Origin of the sequence: Curtobacterium sp. MCBD17_035 (assembly GCF_003234815.2) — a bacterium.
In the GTDB taxonomy this organism is placed as follows: domain Bacteria; phylum Actinomycetota; class Actinomycetes; order Actinomycetales; family Microbacteriaceae; genus Curtobacterium.
This window is the reverse complement of the sequence record NZ_CP126279.1, coordinates 1,767,374-1,784,970: the sequence shown is the minus strand read 5'-3', so window position 1 is coordinate 1,784,970 and position 17,597 is coordinate 1,767,374. Positions and strand designations below refer to the sequence as shown.

Annotated in this window: 18 protein-coding genes; 10 read left to right on the top strand and 8 right to left on the bottom strand. The window is 71.7% G+C overall.

Going from position 1 to position 17,597, the window contains the following annotated elements; genetic code table 11:
- Nucleotides 1-19 precede the first annotated feature (19 nt).
- Entirely contained in the window at nt 20-955 is a 936-nt protein-coding gene (locus DEI93_RS08510; protein WP_111009342.1) for a proteasome assembly chaperone family protein, read from the bottom strand.
- Between the two features lie 158 nt (nt 956-1,113).
- On the opposite strand from DEI93_RS08510, the gene DEI93_RS08505 reads away from it, so the two are divergent.
- The 8 genes from DEI93_RS08505 (at nt 1,114) to lnt (ending at nt 10,917) form a co-directional block, all read left to right on the top strand.
- On the top strand, nt 1,114-1,851 hold the full coding sequence (locus tag DEI93_RS08505) for an HAD family hydrolase (RefSeq protein WP_111119358.1): 738 nt from the start codon (nt 1,114-1,116) through the stop codon (nt 1,849-1,851).
- A complete protein-coding gene (locus DEI93_RS08500; RefSeq protein WP_111119357.1) occupies nt 1,848-2,861 on the top strand; it encodes a tRNA (adenine-N1)-methyltransferase in 1,014 nt (337 codons plus the stop codon). Before DEI93_RS08505 ends, DEI93_RS08500 begins: the two co-directional genes overlap by 4 nt.
- A 63-nt stretch (nt 2,862-2,924) precedes the next feature.
- Entirely contained in the window at nt 2,925-3,836 is a 912-nt protein-coding gene (locus tag DEI93_RS08495) for an FKBP-type peptidyl-prolyl cis-trans isomerase (RefSeq protein WP_111009066.1), read from the top strand.
- Between the two features lie 35 nt (nt 3,837-3,871).
- On the top strand, nt 3,872-4,918 hold the full coding sequence (locus DEI93_RS08490; protein WP_111119356.1) for a helix-turn-helix transcriptional regulator: 1,047 nt from the start codon (nt 3,872-3,874) through the stop codon (nt 4,916-4,918).
- Nucleotides 4,911-5,879, top strand: coding sequence for a helix-turn-helix transcriptional regulator (locus tag DEI93_RS08485; protein WP_111009064.1), 969 nt, complete (start codon nt 4,911-4,913; stop codon nt 5,877-5,879). Before DEI93_RS08490 ends, DEI93_RS08485 begins: the two co-directional genes overlap by 8 nt.
- A gap of 129 nt (nt 5,880-6,008) precedes the next feature.
- Nucleotides 6,009-6,764, top strand: a complete 756-nt coding sequence (gene tatC / locus DEI93_RS08480) for a twin-arginine translocase subunit TatC (protein ID WP_111009341.1) — start codon at nt 6,009-6,011, stop codon at nt 6,762-6,764.
- Entirely contained in the window at nt 6,761-9,259 is a 2,499-nt protein-coding gene (locus DEI93_RS08475; protein WP_111009063.1) for a DEAD/DEAH box helicase, read from the top strand. The genes tatC and DEI93_RS08475 overlap by 4 nt, the downstream gene beginning before the upstream one ends.
- 11 nt (nt 9,260-9,270) lie before the next feature.
- Nucleotides 9,271-10,917, top strand: a complete 1,647-nt coding sequence (lnt, locus tag DEI93_RS08470) for an apolipoprotein N-acyltransferase (RefSeq protein WP_111119355.1) — start codon at nt 9,271-9,273, stop codon at nt 10,915-10,917.
- A gap of 57 nt (nt 10,918-10,974) precedes the next feature.
- Here the strand turns inward: lnt and DEI93_RS08465 are convergent, their stop codons facing one another.
- From DEI93_RS08465 to DEI93_RS08455, 3 genes are all read right to left on the bottom strand, one after another.
- Nucleotides 10,975-11,340, bottom strand: a complete 366-nt coding sequence (locus DEI93_RS08465; RefSeq protein ID WP_111009061.1) for an RNA polymerase-binding protein RbpA — start codon at nt 11,338-11,340, stop codon at nt 10,975-10,977.
- A 104-nt stretch (nt 11,341-11,444) separates the two neighbouring features.
- Nucleotides 11,445-12,653: an SPFH domain-containing protein gene (locus DEI93_RS08460; RefSeq protein WP_111071550.1), complete on the bottom strand. Its 1,209-nt coding sequence runs from the start codon at nt 12,651-12,653 to the stop codon at nt 11,445-11,447.
- Nucleotides 12,650-13,132, bottom strand: coding sequence for an NfeD family protein (locus DEI93_RS08455; RefSeq protein ID WP_111071551.1), 483 nt, complete (start codon nt 13,130-13,132; stop codon nt 12,650-12,652). Before DEI93_RS08455 ends, DEI93_RS08460 begins: the two co-directional genes overlap by 4 nt.
- A 184-nt stretch (nt 13,133-13,316) precedes the next feature.
- Here DEI93_RS08455 and DEI93_RS08450 point away from each other — a divergent pair, with 184 nt between their 5' ends.
- Together DEI93_RS08450 and DEI93_RS08445 are read left to right on the top strand one after the other, a co-directional pair.
- Nucleotides 13,317-14,087: an SDR family oxidoreductase gene (locus DEI93_RS08450; protein ID WP_111009058.1), complete on the top strand. Its 771-nt coding sequence runs from the start codon at nt 13,317-13,319 to the stop codon at nt 14,085-14,087.
- Nucleotides 14,088-14,099: 12 nt separating this feature from the next.
- Nucleotides 14,100-14,549: an NUDIX hydrolase gene (locus tag DEI93_RS08445; protein WP_111119353.1), complete on the top strand. Its 450-nt coding sequence runs from the start codon at nt 14,100-14,102 to the stop codon at nt 14,547-14,549.
- 5 nt (nt 14,550-14,554) lie between these two features.
- Here DEI93_RS08445 and DEI93_RS08440 read toward each other — a convergent pair whose 3' ends face one another.
- The 4 genes from DEI93_RS08440 to DEI93_RS08425 all read right to left on the bottom strand — a co-directional run bounded on the left by DEI93_RS08440 (nt 14,555) and on the right by DEI93_RS08425 (nt 17,532).
- The gene (locus tag DEI93_RS08440; protein WP_111035869.1) at nt 14,555-14,950 is read right to left on the bottom strand and encodes a VOC family protein; all 396 of its coding nucleotides are present in this window, start codon (nt 14,948-14,950) and stop codon (nt 14,555-14,557) included.
- Between the two features lie 65 nt (nt 14,951-15,015).
- Nucleotides 15,016-15,561, bottom strand: a complete 546-nt coding sequence (locus tag DEI93_RS08435) for a DinB family protein (RefSeq protein ID WP_111009055.1) — start codon at nt 15,559-15,561, stop codon at nt 15,016-15,018.
- Between the two features lie 27 nt (nt 15,562-15,588).
- Complete coding sequence (locus tag DEI93_RS08430; protein WP_111119352.1) at nt 15,589-16,965, bottom strand: NtaA/DmoA family FMN-dependent monooxygenase; 1,377 nt, start codon at nt 16,963-16,965, stop codon at nt 15,589-15,591.
- Between the two features lie 252 nt (nt 16,966-17,217).
- Nucleotides 17,218-17,532, bottom strand: a complete 315-nt coding sequence (locus tag DEI93_RS08425) for a DUF4190 domain-containing protein (protein WP_111009053.1) — start codon at nt 17,530-17,532, stop codon at nt 17,218-17,220.
- Nucleotides 17,533-17,597: the final 65 nt, after the last annotated feature.

Here is a 17,597-nt window from a genome sequence, read left to right as displayed (position 1 = left end):
TCCGTCGGCCGTCCCGCCTTCAGGACTGGGGTGGGCGCCAGGGACCCTCGCCGGGGCCACCCGGGGCGCCGTCCTTGCCGTCGCGTCGGCGGAGGTACTGCTCGAACTCCTGGGCGATCGCGTCGCCGCTGGCCTCCGGGGAGTCGACCGTGTCGCGCGCCTGTTCGAGCTGCGTGATGTAGCTCGCCATGTCCTCGTCGTCGGCTGCCAGCGCGTCGATGCCCTGCTCCCAGTTCGCGGCGTCGTCGAGCAGGGACCCGCGCGGCACCGTCACATCGGTGAGGTCCTCGATGCGGTCGAGGAGCGCGAGGGTCGCCTTCGGCGAGGGGGCGTTGTGGACGTAGTGCGGGACCGAGGCCCAGAGGGAGATCGTGGGCACGCCGGCGGTGTCCATCGCGTCCGACAAGACGCTGATGATGCCGACCGGGCCCTCGTACGTCGAGTGGTCGACGCCGAGCGCGGTGCGGACGTCCTCGTCCTCACTGGACACGAAGACCGAGATCGGGCGGGTGTGCGGGACGTCCGCGAGCATGGCGCCGACGAACACGACGGCGTCGATCGCGTGCACGTCCACCAGGTCCACGATCTCCGCCGCGAACCCGCGCCACGTCCGCGACGGCTCGGGACCGACGAGCACGTACACCCCGCGCTCACTCGTGGTGCCGCCGGCACCGACGACCTGGGAGACGGCGGGCGTGGTGCCGGTGGACGCCGGACCGTGGAGCACGATCCGCGGCCAGATGACGCCGCGCACGCCGTCGTCGTCGGTGCCGATCGTCGGGCGGTTGAACTGGTAGTCGACGTACCGTTCACCGTCGAGCTCCCGGAGTTCCTCCAGGTCGAGCGCGTCGACGATGCGTCGGGCGAGTCCGCTCGCGGCCTCGCCCGCGTCGTTCCATCCCTCGAACGCGACGACGAGCAGGCGCCCGTCGCTGAAGGGGGAGTGCTGTGGCACGGAGGGGACCTCCTGGTCGATCTGCCGAGGGACGCGGGGCGCCGCGACCTGCACACCAACAATAGGACGTGCGTCCTCGCGGGCACCGCGGCCCGTGCTCCCGGCGTCGTGCCCGGAGCGAACGGGCGTTCGGGTGCCCGCCGCTACACTCGGGGGCCGTGACCTCCGAACTCCCCGCCGCGGTCCTCTGGGACATGGACGGCACCCTCGTGGACACCGAGCCGATCTGGCAGCGGTCCCAGATGGTGCTGACCGCGCAGTACGACGCCCCGTGGACCCACGAGGACGGCTTGTCCCTCGTCGGCAGTGGCCTCGAGCGCTCCGGCGAGATCCTCCGTGAGCACGGCGTGGACCTGACCGTGGAGGAGATCGTCGAGTGGATGACGACCTACGTGGTCGAGCACATGCACGACGCCATGCCGTGGCGTCCCGGGGCCCGCGAGCTCGTCGAGGAGCTCCACGACCGCGGCGTCCCGACCGCACTCGTGACGATGTCCCGCCGGCGGATGGCGGTCGACGTGGCCGAGTTGCTCGGCGCGAGGGGATTCCGCGTGGTCGTCGCGGGCGACGACGTGGAGCACGCCAAGCCGCACCCCGAGGCGTACCTCCGTGCTGCGGCAGCACTCGGCGTCGACCCGGCCCGCTGCGTCGCGATCGAGGACTCGCCGACGGGTGTCGCCGCGGCGCTCGCCTCCGGGGCCGTCACGGTCGCGGTCGAGCACGTCGTGCCGATCGCCGAGGGCAGCGCCGACGTCCGGCTCGAGTCGCTGGACGGCGTGGACGTCGACCGGCTCGTCGCACTGACGGCGCCCGCGTTCTCGGCGCACGCCGCCGCGGCGACCACGGCGTCCTCCGGGGCGGCGGCGGCGCAGCTCCCGGGCGAGGGCGCGCGATGACCGGCGCGCCAGCCCGCGGTCCCTTCCGTGCCGGCGACCGCGTCCAGCTCACCGGCCCGAAGGGCAAGCTGACCACGCTCTCGCTCGAGACCGGCGGCGAGTACCACACGCACCGCGGCGTCCTCCGCCACGACGACGTGATCGGCCAGCAGGACGGCTCCGTGATCGCCTCGTCGAGCGGCGACGAGTACCTGGCCCTCCGCCCCCTGCTGAACGACTACGTCATGTCCATGCCCCGCGGGGCCGCGATCGTCTACCCGAAGGACGCGGCCCAGATCGTCGCCTTCGCGGACGTGTTCCCGGGGGCCCGGGTCGTCGAGGCCGGCGTCGGCTCGGGCGCGCTCTCGCTGTGGTTGCTCCGGGCGATCGGCGCCGAGGGGACCCTGCACTCGTTCGAGCGTCGTTCCGAGTTCGCCGACATCGCCCGCGGCAACGTCGCCACGTTCCTCGGGGGCGATCCGGACAACTGGACCGTCACCGTGGGCGACCTCGTCGAGGAGTTGGCGCAGCACGTCGACGCCGGATCCGTCGACCGGGTCGTGCTCGACATGCTCGCGCCGTGGGAGTGCGTGGACGACGCCGCCGACGCACTCGTGCCCGGCGGACTCATCGTCTGTTACGTGGCGACCGTGACGCAGCTCTCCCGCGTGTGCGAGGCGATCCGCGACACCGGCCGCTACACCGAGCCGGAGCCGAGCGAGACGCTCGTCCGCACCTGGCACGTCGACGGACTCGCCGTGCGTCCCGACCACCGGATGGTCGGCCACACCGGGTTCCTGGTGACGGCCCGACGGCTCGCGGACGGCGTCGTGCTGCCCGACCACCGGCGCCGTCGCAAGCCCGAGTTCGCGGACGAGGACGTCGAGTTGTGGACGCCCGGCGCCGTGGGCGAGCGGGCGACGAGCGACAAGAAGCTCCGGAAGGTCGCCCGGCAGGCGGCCGCGCAGGCCCGGAAGGTCGCCGCGGCGGACGGGCCCCGGGCGGACGAGGCGCCAGCGGACGACCGCTAAGCTCTACCGGAGTCGTCCGGCGTCATCCGGGCGCGAACCCCCGAACGAGTGGAAAGAGGGTCCGTGCGCACCATCCCCGCACTCCTGGTCACGGTCGGCCTCGTCGCGTCGCTCACAGCGTGCGCGTCGGGCTCGGCGTCCGCGGGGGGATGCACGGCACCCGCGCCCGGCAACGCGTCCGAGGCCGTGTCGGCGTCCGGCGCGATCGGTGCGAAGCCGACGGTCCACGTCCCGTCGCCGCTCACCACGAAGCGGACCGAGGTCTCCGTGCTCCACCAGGGGTCCGGCCGTGTCCTCGGCGAGGGTTCCCCGGCGGTCATCGAGTACACGGTGGTGGACGGCGCGACCGGCAAGACCCTGCAGACCAGCGGGTACAAGGGGACGACGAGTCCCATCACCGTCGGGTCGACGAACGGCGGTGCACTGGGCAACGCGCTCGAGTGCGCGCGGGTCGGTGACCGCCTCGCGATCGTGGTGTCGAAGAAGGCGCTCCAGAACGGCAGCACCACCACGGCGAAGGTCCAACAGGACGCCGCGGTCGTCGTTGCGGACGTCGTGGACGGCTTCGCCTCGCGTGCCGACGGACGGCCACAGGTCGCCGCCGACGGTATGCCGGCCGTCGTGCTCGCCCCGAACGGTGCGCCCGGGATCACCGTGCCCGCCACCGCTGCACCGTCGACTGACCAGGTGCACCTGCTCCGCAAGGGGTCCGGCCGCGAGATCACCGCGAAGGACACGGCAGTGGTCAAGTACACCGCGGTCAACTGGGGCACGAACTCGACTGTCGCCGGGTCGAGCTGGACCGACGGATCGGGTGCCGTGACGGTCCCGCTGGCGCCCGGCAACCAGATCGCGGCATCGATCCGCAAGGCCCTGATCGGCAAGCAGGTCGGCGACCAGGTGCTCGCCGTCGTCAAGCAGAACGGCACGACGTACGCGTACGTGTTCGACCTGCTCGGCGTGATGCCACGCTGATCCCGGGGGTACGCCCGCTGCCGTAGGATCGGGTCGTGCCAGCGACCCGATCCCCGCGTGTCCCGGCGGAGGAACGGCTGTTCAGCCTCGTGCTCGCGCTCCTGTCGACGGAGTCGGGGCTCACGAAGGGCGAGATCCTCGCGAACGTGCAGGGATACCGCCAGCGGTACACGCCGGGTGGTGACAACGCCTCGCTCGAGCGTCAGTTCGAGCGCGACAAGGACGACGTCCGCGAACTCGGTGTCCCGCTCGAGACCATCGAGACGCCCGGTGCGACCGGCAACAACCAGACGCTGCGTTACCGGATCCCGAAGGGCGAGTACGACCTGCCCGAGGACGTCCGGTTCACCCCGGACGAGTCCGCGCTGCTGTCCCTGGCGGCGATGGCCTGGCGTGAGGGCGCGCTCTCCGCCGACTCCCGTCGCGCCCTGCTCAAGCTGCGGTCCGTCGGCGGTACCGACGACGACGGCGAGGACGCGCTCGCGGACGGCCGCGCCGTGGACGCCTACGCTCCTCGGCTCCGGGCCAGGGACGCCGCGTTCGAACCACTGCGCGCCGCGCTCGACCGCGCCGCCGCCGTCCGGTTCGACTACATCACACCGGGCAGCACCAAGGCCCGGACGCGGCAGGTCGCGCCACTGGCACTCGTGCAGCACGGCGGACGCTGGATGCTCGCCGCGCACGAGTTCGCGACCGACTCCGACAAGAACTACCTGCTCTCCCGCGTCGTCGGTCCGGTCACGACGTACGAGGTCGGCCAGCACGAGGCGCCGGCGGACGCCGGGGAGCGTGCCCTCGCGGAACTCGACCGGGTCTGGGCGAACCGGACCGCCACGATCCAGGTCGCCACGGGCAGTGACGCCGAGCGGCGACTCGCCCGCCGACGCGGCACCACCACGGACGCCGACGGTCGGCTCGTCCTGCACTTCGTGGATCCCCAGATCCTGGCCGAGGAGCTCGCCGCCTTCGGGCCGGAGGTCCGTGTCGTGGAGCCGTCGGCCGTGCGGGACCTCGTGTGTGCCCGTCTCGAGCGACTCGTGCAGGACCACGACGACACCCCGGGGGAGGCTGCCCGTGGCTGAGCAGCCGCTCCAGGCGCAGGACAAGCTCGCGTTCCTCCTGTCGCTCGTGCCGTACCTCATCGACCGCGAGCGCGTGTCGGTCACCGAGGCAGCACGACACTTCGGGGTCCCCGCGGCTCGGATCCGCCGCGCCGTCGAGCTCATCGCCGTGTCGGGGGTCCCGGGCGAGACCATGCAGTACCAACACGGTGACCTGTTCGACATCGCCTGGGACGACTTCGAGCAGAACGACATGATCGTGTTGACCAACCTCGTCGCGATCGACGACTCCCCGCGGCTCTCGGCCCGCGAGGCCTCGGCGCTCATCGCCGGCCTGCAGTACCTGTCGGCGCTACCCGAGGCCGGGGACCCCGAGGCGATCCACGCGCTCATCGCGAAGCTGTCCCGTGGGGCGGGTGGCGCCTCCAGTTCGGTCGCGGTCGGGCAGGACGCGCACGACGTCACCCTCGAGGTGATCCGGCGGGCGATGTCGGCCGGTCGGGGCCTCCGGTTCGACTACGCGGGGCCGCGGGCGCCCCGTGGTGAACGCCGCGTGGACCCGCTCCGGGTCGAGTCCATCGACACCGACTGGTACCTGCGCGCCTGGGACCTCGATCGCGATGCGCTCCGGACCTTCCGACTCGACCGCATGTCGGGCGTCGCCGTGGACGACCGTCCGGCGACGAAACGGATCGAGGACGTCGAGATCCCCGACACGTTGTTCCAACGTGGGCCCGAGGACACGATCGTCACCGTGGAGCTCGACTCCTCGTCCCTGCCGCTCGTCGCGGATTACCTCGCCGACACCGCGGACGACCCGGACGACCAGGGCCGCGTCCGCATCCGGCTCGCCGCGACCGGGTTCGACGGCGTCGTCCGCCTCGTCGCCGGGCTGCCCGGCCGTGCGGTCGTGCTGCACCCACCCGCCGCGCGCGCGGCCCTCCGCGCCTTCGCCGCGGCAGCGCTCGCCCCCGCGGACTGAGCCGCCCCCAGCGTCGTCCGCCATGTCGGTCCACGGCGGAGAGGACGTAGGATCACAGCCATGGCCTCGACGACTGCGCGCGGACGCCAGCCTCGCCCGGGGATGCCGAAGAAGGACCCCGAGGGGCGGATGTCCCTCGGACAGCACCTCGTCGAGCTCCGCAAGCGCCTGTTCCGCGCCGTGCTCGCCATCGCCGTGTGTGCCGTGGCGGGGTGGTTCCTCACGCCGTGGGTGCTCGACGCCCTCCGCGCGCCGGTCCGCAACCTGGCCCGTGCCGGCGGCGGGCACGTCGCCGAGCTGAACTTCCCGGTGATCACCGGTGCGTTCGACCTCCGTCTGCAGATCGCGATCACGATCGGCATCGTCATCTCGAGCCCCGTGTGGCTCTACCAGGTGTGGGCCTTCATCGTGCCGGCGCTGGTCCGCCGCGAGAAGCTCTACGTCATCGGCTTCTTCGGCTCGGCGATCCCGCTCTTCCTCGGCGGCTGCTTCTGCGGGTGGTACGTCCTGCCGCACATCGTCGGGATCCTCGGCAGCTTCGTGTCGCACGAGGACGCCTCGATCGTGGACGCCAAGACCTACTACGACTTCGTCATCAAGCTCGTCCTCGCCATCGGCATCGCGTTCGTGCTCCCGGTGTTCCTCGTGCTCCTCAACTTCGTCGGGGTGCTCTCCGCCGCGGCCATCATCGGCTCCTGGCGCATCGCGATCCTCTGCATCCTCGTGTTCACCGCCCTGGTCACGCCGTCGGCCGACGTCATCTCGATGTTCCTGCTCGCCGTGCCGATGGTCGTGCTGTACATCGCTGCCTGCGCGGTCTCGTGGTTCCACGACCGGCGCGCAGCGCGACGTCAGGCAGCGGTGGACGCGGAGTACGGCCTGTGACCGACACGGGACTGACCCCGGCCGCCCGGTTCGCCGCCGCCCGCGCGCGGGCGCGGTCACGGAACCTCGAGCTGTTCCGCACCGAGCTCCGATTCGACCTCGACCCGTTCCAGATGGCGTCGTGCCTGGCGCTCGACGAGGGCCGCAGCGTGCTCGTCGCCGCGCCCACCGGTGCCGGCAAGACGGTCGTCGCCGAGTTCGCGGTGTGGCTCGCGATGCGTTCCCCGACGGCGAAGGTGTTCTACACCACGCCGATCAAGGCGCTGTCGAACCAGAAGTACGGCGAACTCGTCGACGCGTACGGCGAGTCGGAGGTCGGGCTGCTCACGGGCGACACCAACGTCAACCCGAGGGCGCGCGTGGTCGTGATGACGACCGAGGTGCTCCGCAACATGATCTACGCGGAGTCCGACCTGCTCGACGACCTGGCCTACGTCGTGCTCGACGAGGTCCACTACCTCGCCGACCGGTTCCGCGGGCCGGTGTGGGAAGAGGTGATCCTGCACCTGCCGAGCGAGGTCCGGCTCGTCTCCCTGTCGGCGACCGTGTCGAACGCCGAGGAGTTCGGCGACTGGCTGCAGGCGGTGCGCGGGGACACGGACGTCATCGTGTCGGAGGAGCGTCCGGTGCCGCTCGAGCAGCACGTGCTCGTCGGTCCGAAGCTCGTCGACCTGTTCGACTCGTCGGGTGCGGCGGCGACCAACCGTGTCAACCCGGAGCTCATGCGACTGGTCGGTGGGGCCTCGCGGGGTGGCGACCGCAACGGCGGTCGAGGCCGCGGCCGCGGACGCGGTCCGGCGTACGACCATCGCGGGCCGCGCCAGGAACGCATGCACCGCGAGGGCATCGTCCACATGCTCGACGAGCGGCGGTTGCTGCCGGCCATCTTCTTCGTGTTCAGCCGGAACGGATGCGACCAGGGCGTGCGCCAGGTCCTCCGCTCCGGGATCTCGCTGACGACCGCCGCTGAGCGCCGCGAGATCCGCGAGACCGCCGAGTACCACTGCCGCACGCTGCTCGACGAGGACCTCGCGGTGCTCGGCTACTGGGAGTGGCTCGAGGGCCTCGAGCGGGGCGTCGCGGCGCACCACGCGGGGCTGCTGCCAGCGTTCAAGGAGGTCGTCGAGGACCTGTTCCAGCGCAAGCTGCTCAAGGTCGTGCTCGCCACCGAGACCCTGGCGCTCGGGGTCAACATGCCCGCTCGCACGGTGGTGCTCGAGAAGCTCGAGAAGTTCAACGGCGAGGCGCGCGTCCCGATCACGCCGGGGGAGTACACGCAGCTGACCGGCCGCGCCGGTCGCCGCGGGATCGACGTCGAGGGCCATGCGGTCATCCAGTGGACCGACGGCCTCGAACCACAGGCGGTGGCGTCGCTCGCCTCGCGCCGGACCTACCCGCTCAACTCCGCGTTCAAGCCGACGTACAACATGGCCGTCAACCTCATCGAGCAGTTCGGGCGGGAGCGGACGCGCGAGGTCCTCGAGACGTCGTTCGCGCAGTTCCAGGCGGACCGCTCGGTCGTCGATCTCGCCCGGAAGGCCCGATCGCAGCAGGAGTCGCTCGACGGCTACCGCCGGTCCATGGAGTGCCACCTCGGGGACTTCACGGAGTACGCGGCGCTCCGACGCGAGCTCTCCGACCTGGAGCGGTCGACGATCCCGGGCGGCCGCGAGTCCTCACACGGTGCACGCCAGGAGCGGCAGGCCGCGATCAGCGAGGTCCGGCGACGCATGCAGCGGCATCCCTGCCACGCGTGTCCCGACCGCGAGGCGCACGCGCGCTGGGCCGAGCGTTGGTACCGCCTGTCCCGCTCCACCGACAAGCTGCTCGCGCAGATCCGCTCGCGCACCGGTGCGGTGGCGATCGTGTTCGACCGGGTGACCGACGTCCTCCTGGCACTCGGCTACCTGACCCGCGACGCGCCGGAGGACGTGGACGGCGTCCCGGTGCCGACGTCCGAGTCCGCGGGGGCCCGACGGGACGAGGTGCGCGTCGCCGCCGGTGGGCGCCGGTTGCAGCGCATCTACGGCGACCGCGACCTGCTCGTCGCGGAGTGCATCGAGGCGCACGTCTGGGACGAGTTGACACCGGCGCAGCTCGCGGCGATGGCGGCGACGATCGTCTACGAGCCCCGCCGCGAGGACGCTCCCGGCACGGAACACGCGCTGCCCCGCGGCGCCTTCCGTCCGGCCCTCGACGAGACGCTCACGATCTGGGCGCGCCTCGACGACCTCGAGCGGGACCACCGCCTGGCGGGATCGATGCCGCCCACGCCCGCGATCGCGCTCGGCGTCTTCCGATGGGCGTCGGGGTCCTCGCTCGACGACGTCCTCCGGACCCTCGATCTCGCCGCAGGCGACTTCGTCCGGTGGTCCAAGCAGGTGATCGACCTGCTCGACCAGCTCCGCAACGCGGCCGACGCGCCGTTGTCGCGCACCGCCTCCCGTGCCGCCGACGCCATGCGCCGTGGCATCGTCGCCTACGCGACGGTCTGAGGGACGATCCCATGACGACGACCGAGGACCGTCCGACGCGCCTGCCCGCCGTCGGCGGGGAGGCCGTGCAGTCGCCCCGTCCGACACCGCGGCGGCGCCCTCCCCGGCACCCCCTGCCGGTCTGGAGGCACGGCCCCGGTCACGACGCGGGCGCGGTCGGTGTCCTCCCGCGCTCCGTCGCGTACCCGCTGGCAGCGCTCGGCGGACTCGTCCTCGACCTCGCGTTCCCCGGGGCGGGCGTCTGGGTGCTGGCGTTCCCCGCCGTCGCGATGATGCTCCTCGCGGTCCGAGGACAGCGGTTCTGGGTGGCGTTCGGGCTCGGCTACGTCTTCGGCGCCGCGTTCTTCCTGGTCGACGTGGACTGGGCGGCGAAGTACCTCGGCCCGGTGCCCTGGCTCGCGCTCGCGCTGTTCGAGGCGCTGTTCCCGGCGCTCGGGGGAGCGGCCATGGCGCTCGCGTACCGGTGGGTGCCGCGGGCGGTTCCGACCGTCCTCGGTCGAGTGCTCCTCACGCCTGCGGTCGTCGCGGCGCTCTGGACGGGCCGCGAGTGGCTCGGCGGGAACTACCCGTACAACGGGTTCTCCTGGGGTCGCGTCGCCCTGAGCCAGTCACAGAGTCCCTTCGCACCGCTCGTCGCTTGGCTCGGGGTGCTCGGACTGACGTTCGTGCTCGTGTTCATGGTGGCGGCACTCGTCGCCCTCGCGGTCGAGGTCGGTGTGCGGCCGTTCGTCCGGGCCGTGCTCGCGGTCGGCGTCGTGGTGGTCGTCCTCGCGGTGCCGGCGTGGCCCGCGACGACATCGGGCATGGTCCGCGTCGAGAGCGTCCAGGGCGACGGTCCGGCGGGGTACTTCGACGGCGCCCAGCCCGGCGAGGTCCTGTCGTCCCAGCTCGACGCGACGGACACGTCGGCCAAGGGAGTCGACATGGTGGTGTGGCCGGAGGCGTCGGCCGAGTTCGACCCTCGGCGTTCGCCCGGGGTGGCGGCGGCCCTCGACGCCCTGAGCACCGCCACGCACGCGCCGATCGTCGCCGGTGCGATCACCGAGAACGCCCGTGGCCAGTACCACAACACGTCCTTCGTCTGGCAGGCCGGCAAGGGCTGGCTGGGCTCCTACGACAAGGCCCATCCGGTGCCCTTCGGTGAGTACGTGCCCGACCGCTGGTTCTACAGCAAGCTCGCGCCGTCCCTGATCGGGCTGATCGGCCGTGACTACACGCCGGGGACGAAGCCGAACACCGTCAGCGTCGCGGGGGTGCGCGTCGGGCTCGCGATCTGCTTCGACATCGTCGACGACCGCCTGACCGACGAGATGACGGCCGCCCATGCGCAGCTCATCCTCGCCCAGACGAACAACGCCGACTTCGACGGCACCGACGAGAACCTGCAGCAGCTCGCGATCGCCCGGATGCGTGCGATCGAGACGGGGCGCTCACTCGTGAACATCTCGACCGTCGGTGCGAGCGCGGTCGTCGATCCGTCCGGACGCACCATCGACTCGGTTCCGGCCTACACGGCCACGTCGATGGTGACCGACGTGCCGCTGGGGACGAGCACCACGCCGGCGACCGTCATCGGCACCGGTCTGACGACCGTCGTCGTCATCGGTGGCGTGCTCGTCCTGCTCGGCGCGGCGCCGTGGCGCCGGCGCCGCACATGACGGGAGGGCCGCCCTCGTGATGAGGACGGCCCTCCCGGTCCGCAGGCGCTGACGGTGTCAGGCGCCGATCTTCTGTTCGCCACGTCGGGCGCGCAGGTAGGTCAGGCGCTCCTGCAGGAGCTCTTCGAGCTCCTCGCGGGACCGCCGCTCGAGCAGCATGTCCCAGTGGGTGCGCGGCGCTTTCGTGTCGTGTTCCTCGATCGGGACGGGAGCGCCGTCATCACCGAGGAGACGACCCTCCTGCCCGCTCCTGGGGGACTGCCACGTGTCGGGGATCTCCGCCTCGGCGGCGAAGACGACCTCGAACGTCGTGCCCTTGTCGGTCTGGTAGACGGCTCGCCTGCGCTCGGAGAACTCGACGCCCTCTTCGCTCTGGAGACTCTGGCTCCCGAGTCGCATGCCCCGGAGACTGCGATCAGCCATGGTTCGCTCCTTCCGCATCGCTTCCGTGTATGGGAACCGCGCTACCCGCCCGGGTGTTTCCGATGTTCGCCTTTCACAGAGGCTTCCCAGTCCCCGCGCGCCCGTCAGTCGTGCTGCGGCGAGCTCCCGTCGCTCGCGCCGAGGTGCTCGTCGACACTCCGATCCGACTCCGCCAACCGGGCGTCGAGCGCGGCGTCCGCTGCGTCGAGCGCCGCTCCGGGCGCCGACGAGGAGGGCGTCGTGTCGGCGAGGCTCGCCGCGGCGAGGGCCGAGATGCGGTCCATGAGGGCAGGAGCGGCCGACCCGCCGGCCTCGGTTCCGCCTGCGCGGCGGACCGAAGCGTTCCCGGAGTCCTGGTTGCGGGCGTCCTGGCCGGCGTCGCCGCTGCCCGCGCTCCCGACATGGGGTCGGCCGCCGCCTCCGAGCGGACCCGCCCCGAAGCCGCGCGCGATGCCCTGCAATGCCTCGGTGAACTCGCTCGGGATCATCCAGAGCTTGTTGGCGCTGCCCTCGGCGAGCTTCGGGAGGGTCTGCAGGTACTGGTACGACAGCAGCTTGTCGTCTGGGTCGCCCGCGTGGATGGCGCCGAACACCGTCGCGATCGCCTGGGCCTCGCCCTCGGCCTCGAGCACACGGGCCTTCGCTTCGCCCTCGGCACGGAGGATGGCGGACTGCCGCTGGCCCTCGGCCTCGAGGATCTGGGACTGCTTCGTCCCCTCGGCCTGCAGGATGGCGGCACGACGGCTCCGTTCGGCACGCATCTGCTGCTCCATGGAGTCCTGGATCGACGCGGGCGGATCGATCGCCTTGAGCTCGACCCGACCGACGCGGATGCCCCACTTGCCCGTGGCCTCGTCGAGGACGATGCGGAGCTGACCGTTGATGTTGTCGCGGCTGGTGAGCGCCTGCTCGAGGTTGAGGCCGCCGACGACGTTGCGGAGGGTCGTGGTCGTGAGCTGCTCGACCGCGCCGAGGTAGTTCGCGATCTCGTACGTCGCGGCCCGGGCGTCGGTCACCTGGAAGTACACGACCGTGTCGATCGACACGACGAGGTTGTCCTCGGTGATGACGGGCTGCGGCGGGAACGAGACCACCTGCTCGCGCATGTCGAGCAGCGGGCGGAGTCGGTCGATGAAGGGCACGAGCAGGTTGAGACCCGGTGTGAGCGTCTTGTGGTAGCGGCCGAGCCGTTCCACGACGCCGGCCCGCGCCTGCGGGATGATCCGGATCGCCCTGCTGAGCACGACGATCACGAAGATGACCACCACCACGATGAGCGCGATGAGCAGGATCGTCCCGGTGGAGACGGTCATGGTGTTGTCCTTTCGGTGAGGCGGACGACCGCCGTGGAGCCCTCGACGCCGGTCACGACGACCGGCGTGCCGAGGGGCGGGCGGACCGGGACCGCGGCGCCGGTGTCGGCGGCGATGCGCGCGCTCCAGGTCTCGCCGTTCGCCAGACGGACCTGGCCGGGGGCGGAGCCCGTGAACGCGACGACGACCTCGCCCGGCATCCCGGTGAGTGCGTCGACGTTCGTGCGGTGCGGATCGGCACCCCGACCCAGCGCGTGGATGACGCGCGGTCGGACGAGGGCGATGAGCAGGAGGGACAGCGCCGCCGCGATGAGCACGGCGGCCCACCACGGGAGTCCGAGCAGCGAGGCGACGAGACCGCCGGCCGACCCTGCTGCGAGCATCACGAACACGAAGTCGAGCGTGAAGACCTCGACCACGAGGAACACGAGGACGAGGGCGATCCACACGACCACCCAGGTCCACATGACACCGTCCACGCGATCTGCCCTCCCTCGGGTCGCGTTCCGACGGCGCGTGCGTCGCACCGTCCGATCCAGGTGCCGCTCACGCTAGCAGCGCGGGGTGACAGCGGGACGGGAGGCCCGCGTTGCTAGGCTCGGACCCGGTCACGCGCGGTCCAACCGACGGCGGCGCGGGCCCGTATCCGAGGAGACACCACACGTGAGCAACCCCCTGGCCGCCGGTCGACTCGCCGGTACCCGCGCCCTCGTCACCGGGTCGTCCCGGGGGATCGGGGCGGACACCCTCGGTTACCTGGCGGAGGCGGGCGCCCGTGTGGTCGTGAACTACCGGAACAAGGCCAAGCGCGCCGACCAGATCGCGGAGCGCATCACCGCCGCGGGCGGCGAGGCCATCGCCATCGGCGCCGACCTCACGGACCACGACTCCGTGCAGGCGATGTTCGACACGATCGCCGAGCGCTTCGGCGGGCTCGACCTCCTCGTGCTCAACGCCTCCGGCGGTATGGAGGCCGGCATGGGCGACGACTACGCGCTGCGCCTCAACCGGGACGCCCAGGTCGACGTCCTCACGACGGCCGTGCCGCTCATGCCGGCGGGGTCGCGCGTCGTGTTCGTGACGAGCCACCAGGCGCACTTCGTCGAGACCGCCGAGACCCTGCCCGAGTACGTGCCGGTCGCCAAGAGCAAGCGGGCCGGGGAACTCGCGCTCCGTGACCTCATCCCGCAGCTCGACGCCGCCGGGATCGAGTTCGTGGTCGTCTCGGGCGACATGATCGAGGGCACGATCACAGCGACCCTGCTCGAGCGCATCAACCCGGGTGCGATCAGCGGGCGTCGCGAGTCCGTCGGCAAGCTCTACAACGTCGCCGAGTTCGCGGCCGAGGTCGCCCTCGCCGCGGTCGAGCCCATCCCGGCCGATCACACGAAGCTCGTCGGCGACGTGTCCGAGTTCGTCGGCTCGGCTTCCTAGCGGACCGCGGTCGTGACCGCGCTGCCGGGCCTGCGCCGCACCTCCCGGATCCTGCTGCTCGACGCCGACGGCCGCGTGTTCCTCATGGACACGCGAGCGCCGTCCAGCGACGGCTTCCACCGCTGGATCACGCCCGGCGGCGGTGTCGACCCGGGGGAGTCGCACCGCGACGCCGCGATCCGGGAACTCCGCGAGGAGACCGGCATCCTCATCGAGGACCCGGGGGAGTCCGTTTGGTCGTGGGACTTCGCGGTGGACTTCGACGAGGCGGACCACGACCGCGGCCACTCCGAGTTCTACGTCGTGCGGACCACCGGGTTCACCCTGTCGAACGCGGAGTGGACCGACGAGGAGCGCGTCGACATCCTCGACGCGCGCTGGTGGACGGCCGACGAGCTGGCGGCGACGACCGAGCCGTTCGAACCGCCGGAGCTGCCCGCGCTCGTGCGCCGCTTCGCCTGACGCGGTCAGTCGCGCGGGGAGAGCACGCAGAACTCGTTGCCCTCGGGGTCGCGCAGGACGACCCAGGAGACGTCGTCGTCCTGACCGACGTCCGCGCGGGTCGCGCCGCGGTCGAGCAACGCCTGCACGTCGGTGGCCTGGTCGTCCTCCGGTCCTGGCGCGAGGTCGATGTGGAGTCGGTTCTTCACCGTCTTGCCTTCGGGGACCGGGACGAACACGAGGCCCGGACCCCGCTCGTGCAGGGGCACGAGACGAGAGGGATCGAGTGCGTGAGGCGGCACGATCACCGCCTCGTCGTCGGCTTCGTACACGAGTCGCCAGTCGAGCGTGTCCGCCCACCACCGCGCTTGCGCGTGCAGGTCCTGACAATCCACGACGACGCTGAACCACCGAACGGTCATGCCCTGAGTCTGCCGAGCACGGCGGGCGACGACAAGCGCTGGCGGCGGCTCTCCGCCCGCGCCCGTCACTCGCCGACGAGTCCGTCCACGGCCTCCCGGATCAGGTCGGCGTGCCCGTTGTGCCGGGCATACTCCTCGATCATGTGGCAGAGCACCCAGCGGAGGCTCGGCCGTCGCCCGTCCGGCCACGCCACGGCCGACGCCCGGTCGAGTCCGCCGTCCGCGAGCGCGGTCGCGACGGCGCCGCGAGCGCGCTCCACCGCCTCGGTCCACAGCGACCGGAGGGCGTCGGGGTCGTCGTCCGCGGCGGTCCGCCACTCCCAGTCCGGGTCGACGTCCCAGTCGACGGCGTCCCAGGGAGCGCGGTCGGGGTGCCCGAGCACGACGTGGTCGAACCAGTCGTCCTCGACGAGCGCGAGGTGTTTCAGCATCCCCCCGAGCGTCATGGTCGAGACGCCGACGCTCGTCGTGAGACCCGCGGCGTCGAGGCCCGACGTCTTCCACGCGAAGGTCGCGCGCTGGTACTCGAGGAACCCGACGAGTGTCGCGGCCTCGTCGGCCGCGACCGGCGGCTCGGGGCGTCCCACCGCATCGACCACGACGTCGTCCATGGCGCGATGGTAGCGCGGTCCCCGGCGTCAGGACACCGTCGTCACGGCACCCGCGTTCCGGCGCAGCTCGGCGGGGAGGCGCCGGTGTCCGGGCCCGAAGAACCGCTCGCGCAGGGTGTCGCCGACGTACTCGTCCCGGGCGAGACCGCGGGCACGGAGCACCGGCAGCAGGTACTCGATGAGGTCCTCGTACGTGCCCGGCGTCATGTGGGGCTGGATGAGGAACCCGTCCGCACCCGTCGTCCGCACGAACTCCTCGACCTGGTCCGCCACGCTCGCGCCGGTTCCGACGAAGACGCTGCCGTTGATGCCCGTCACCCGGAAGTCCTCGATGATCTCGCGCACGGTGGGGCCGGGGCGACCGTCACGGCCGAGGTACCGCTGCAGGTTCGACAGCCCGAGCTCGGTCCGCTGCTGCGCCAGAGGCTGGTCCGGGTCGAGCGCCAGGAGGTCGACACCGGTGTTCCCGGCGAAGATCGCCGCGGCCCCCTCGGGCGTCGACATCGCGAGCATCTCCCGGTGCGTCCGCTGCGCCGCCTCCTCGGTCGGTCCGACGAGGAACAGCGCGCCGACCAGGACCTTGACGGCGCTGGGGGAGCGGCCGGCCTCGACCGCGGCCTGCCGGATCGCGGCGATGTTCCGTGCGACCCGCTCCGGTGCCCCGCCGGCGACGAACACGGCTTCGGCGTGCTCACCGGCGAACCGCATCCCGCGCCCCGATGTCCCGGCCTGGACGAGGAGCGGCGTTCGCTGCGGCGACGGCGGCAGGTTGAGGATGCCGCGCGAGCGGAAGTACGGCCCGTCGTGCGTGATCATCCGGACCCCGGCCGGATCCGCGTACGTGTTCGTCGCCTTGTCCCGGACCAGCGCGTCGTCGGCCCACGAGTCCTCCCACAGCGCCAGGTCGAGCGCCAGGTAGTCGTCCGCCATGTCGTAGCGCTCGTCGTGCGGCACGAGGGCCTTGCCCATCAGGTCCGCCGCGGTCGCGCCCGAGGACCCGGTGACGATGTTCCAGCCGATCCGGCCCTTGGTGAAGTGGTCGAGCGTGGCGAACCTGCGGGCGTTCGCCGCGGGTGGTTCGACCGTGGTGGAGGCCGTGAGGATGAACCCGAGTCGCTCGGTCGCCGCGGCAAGCGCGGTCACGAGCGGCATCGGATCGCCGCCCGGGATCCCACGACCCTCCTTGACCGAGGCCGGGATGAGTTCGCCGTCGAGCGCCGGGAACCCGTAGCTGTCGGCGAGGAACAGGAGGTCGAGCCGTGCCTCCTCGAACATCCGTGCCAGACGGATCCAGTGGTCGAGGTCGGTGAAGTCGGCCGAGCGGTCGTCGGGGTGCTGCCACGCCGACCCGACGGTGCCGTTCGGGCTGAGGCTCTGGAAGATGCCGAGGATGAGCGGGTCCATGTCCCATTGATGCCATGGATCGTGTTTCGCCCGGGTGAACTCTGCTGACCGGACACCCGTGGATGCTGCTGACCGGACACCCGTGGATGCTGCCGACCGGACACCCGGTCTGCCGACTCTGACGGGCGCCGATAATGCATATTATGTCAGGTAAGCGCCAGTGCTGGGCCGGCTTGGAACGCGGACTGCCCTGCTCGGAACGGCGGATGGCCCCGGCGTTCTGCCGAGGCCATCCGTCGATCCGCAGGAGTGTCACATGTGCTGCGAGATGATCGACGCCGCGACGATGATGTTCACGATCGCCGCGACGATGGCGATGGCGCCCAGGATGACGCCAGCCAGTGCCATGCCGCGCCCGCGCCCAGCGGCAGCGCCGCGTCGACGCGCCACGAGGCCGAGCACGAGCGCCAGGACGCCGCAGATGATCCCGATGATGGGGACGAGGAGCGCGAACACGACACCGATGACCCCGAGCACGAGGGCGGCGATCGTGAGACCGTTCGAGCGCGACGGAGCGGTGACGGGACCGCCGGGCTCAGTCGGTGCGGGCGGGTAGTTCTCGGACATGCGGGGTCCCTCTCGAACGGGACGCGCCCAGGGGCCGTCGGAGTGCGGCGTCGCGCGTCACCGCG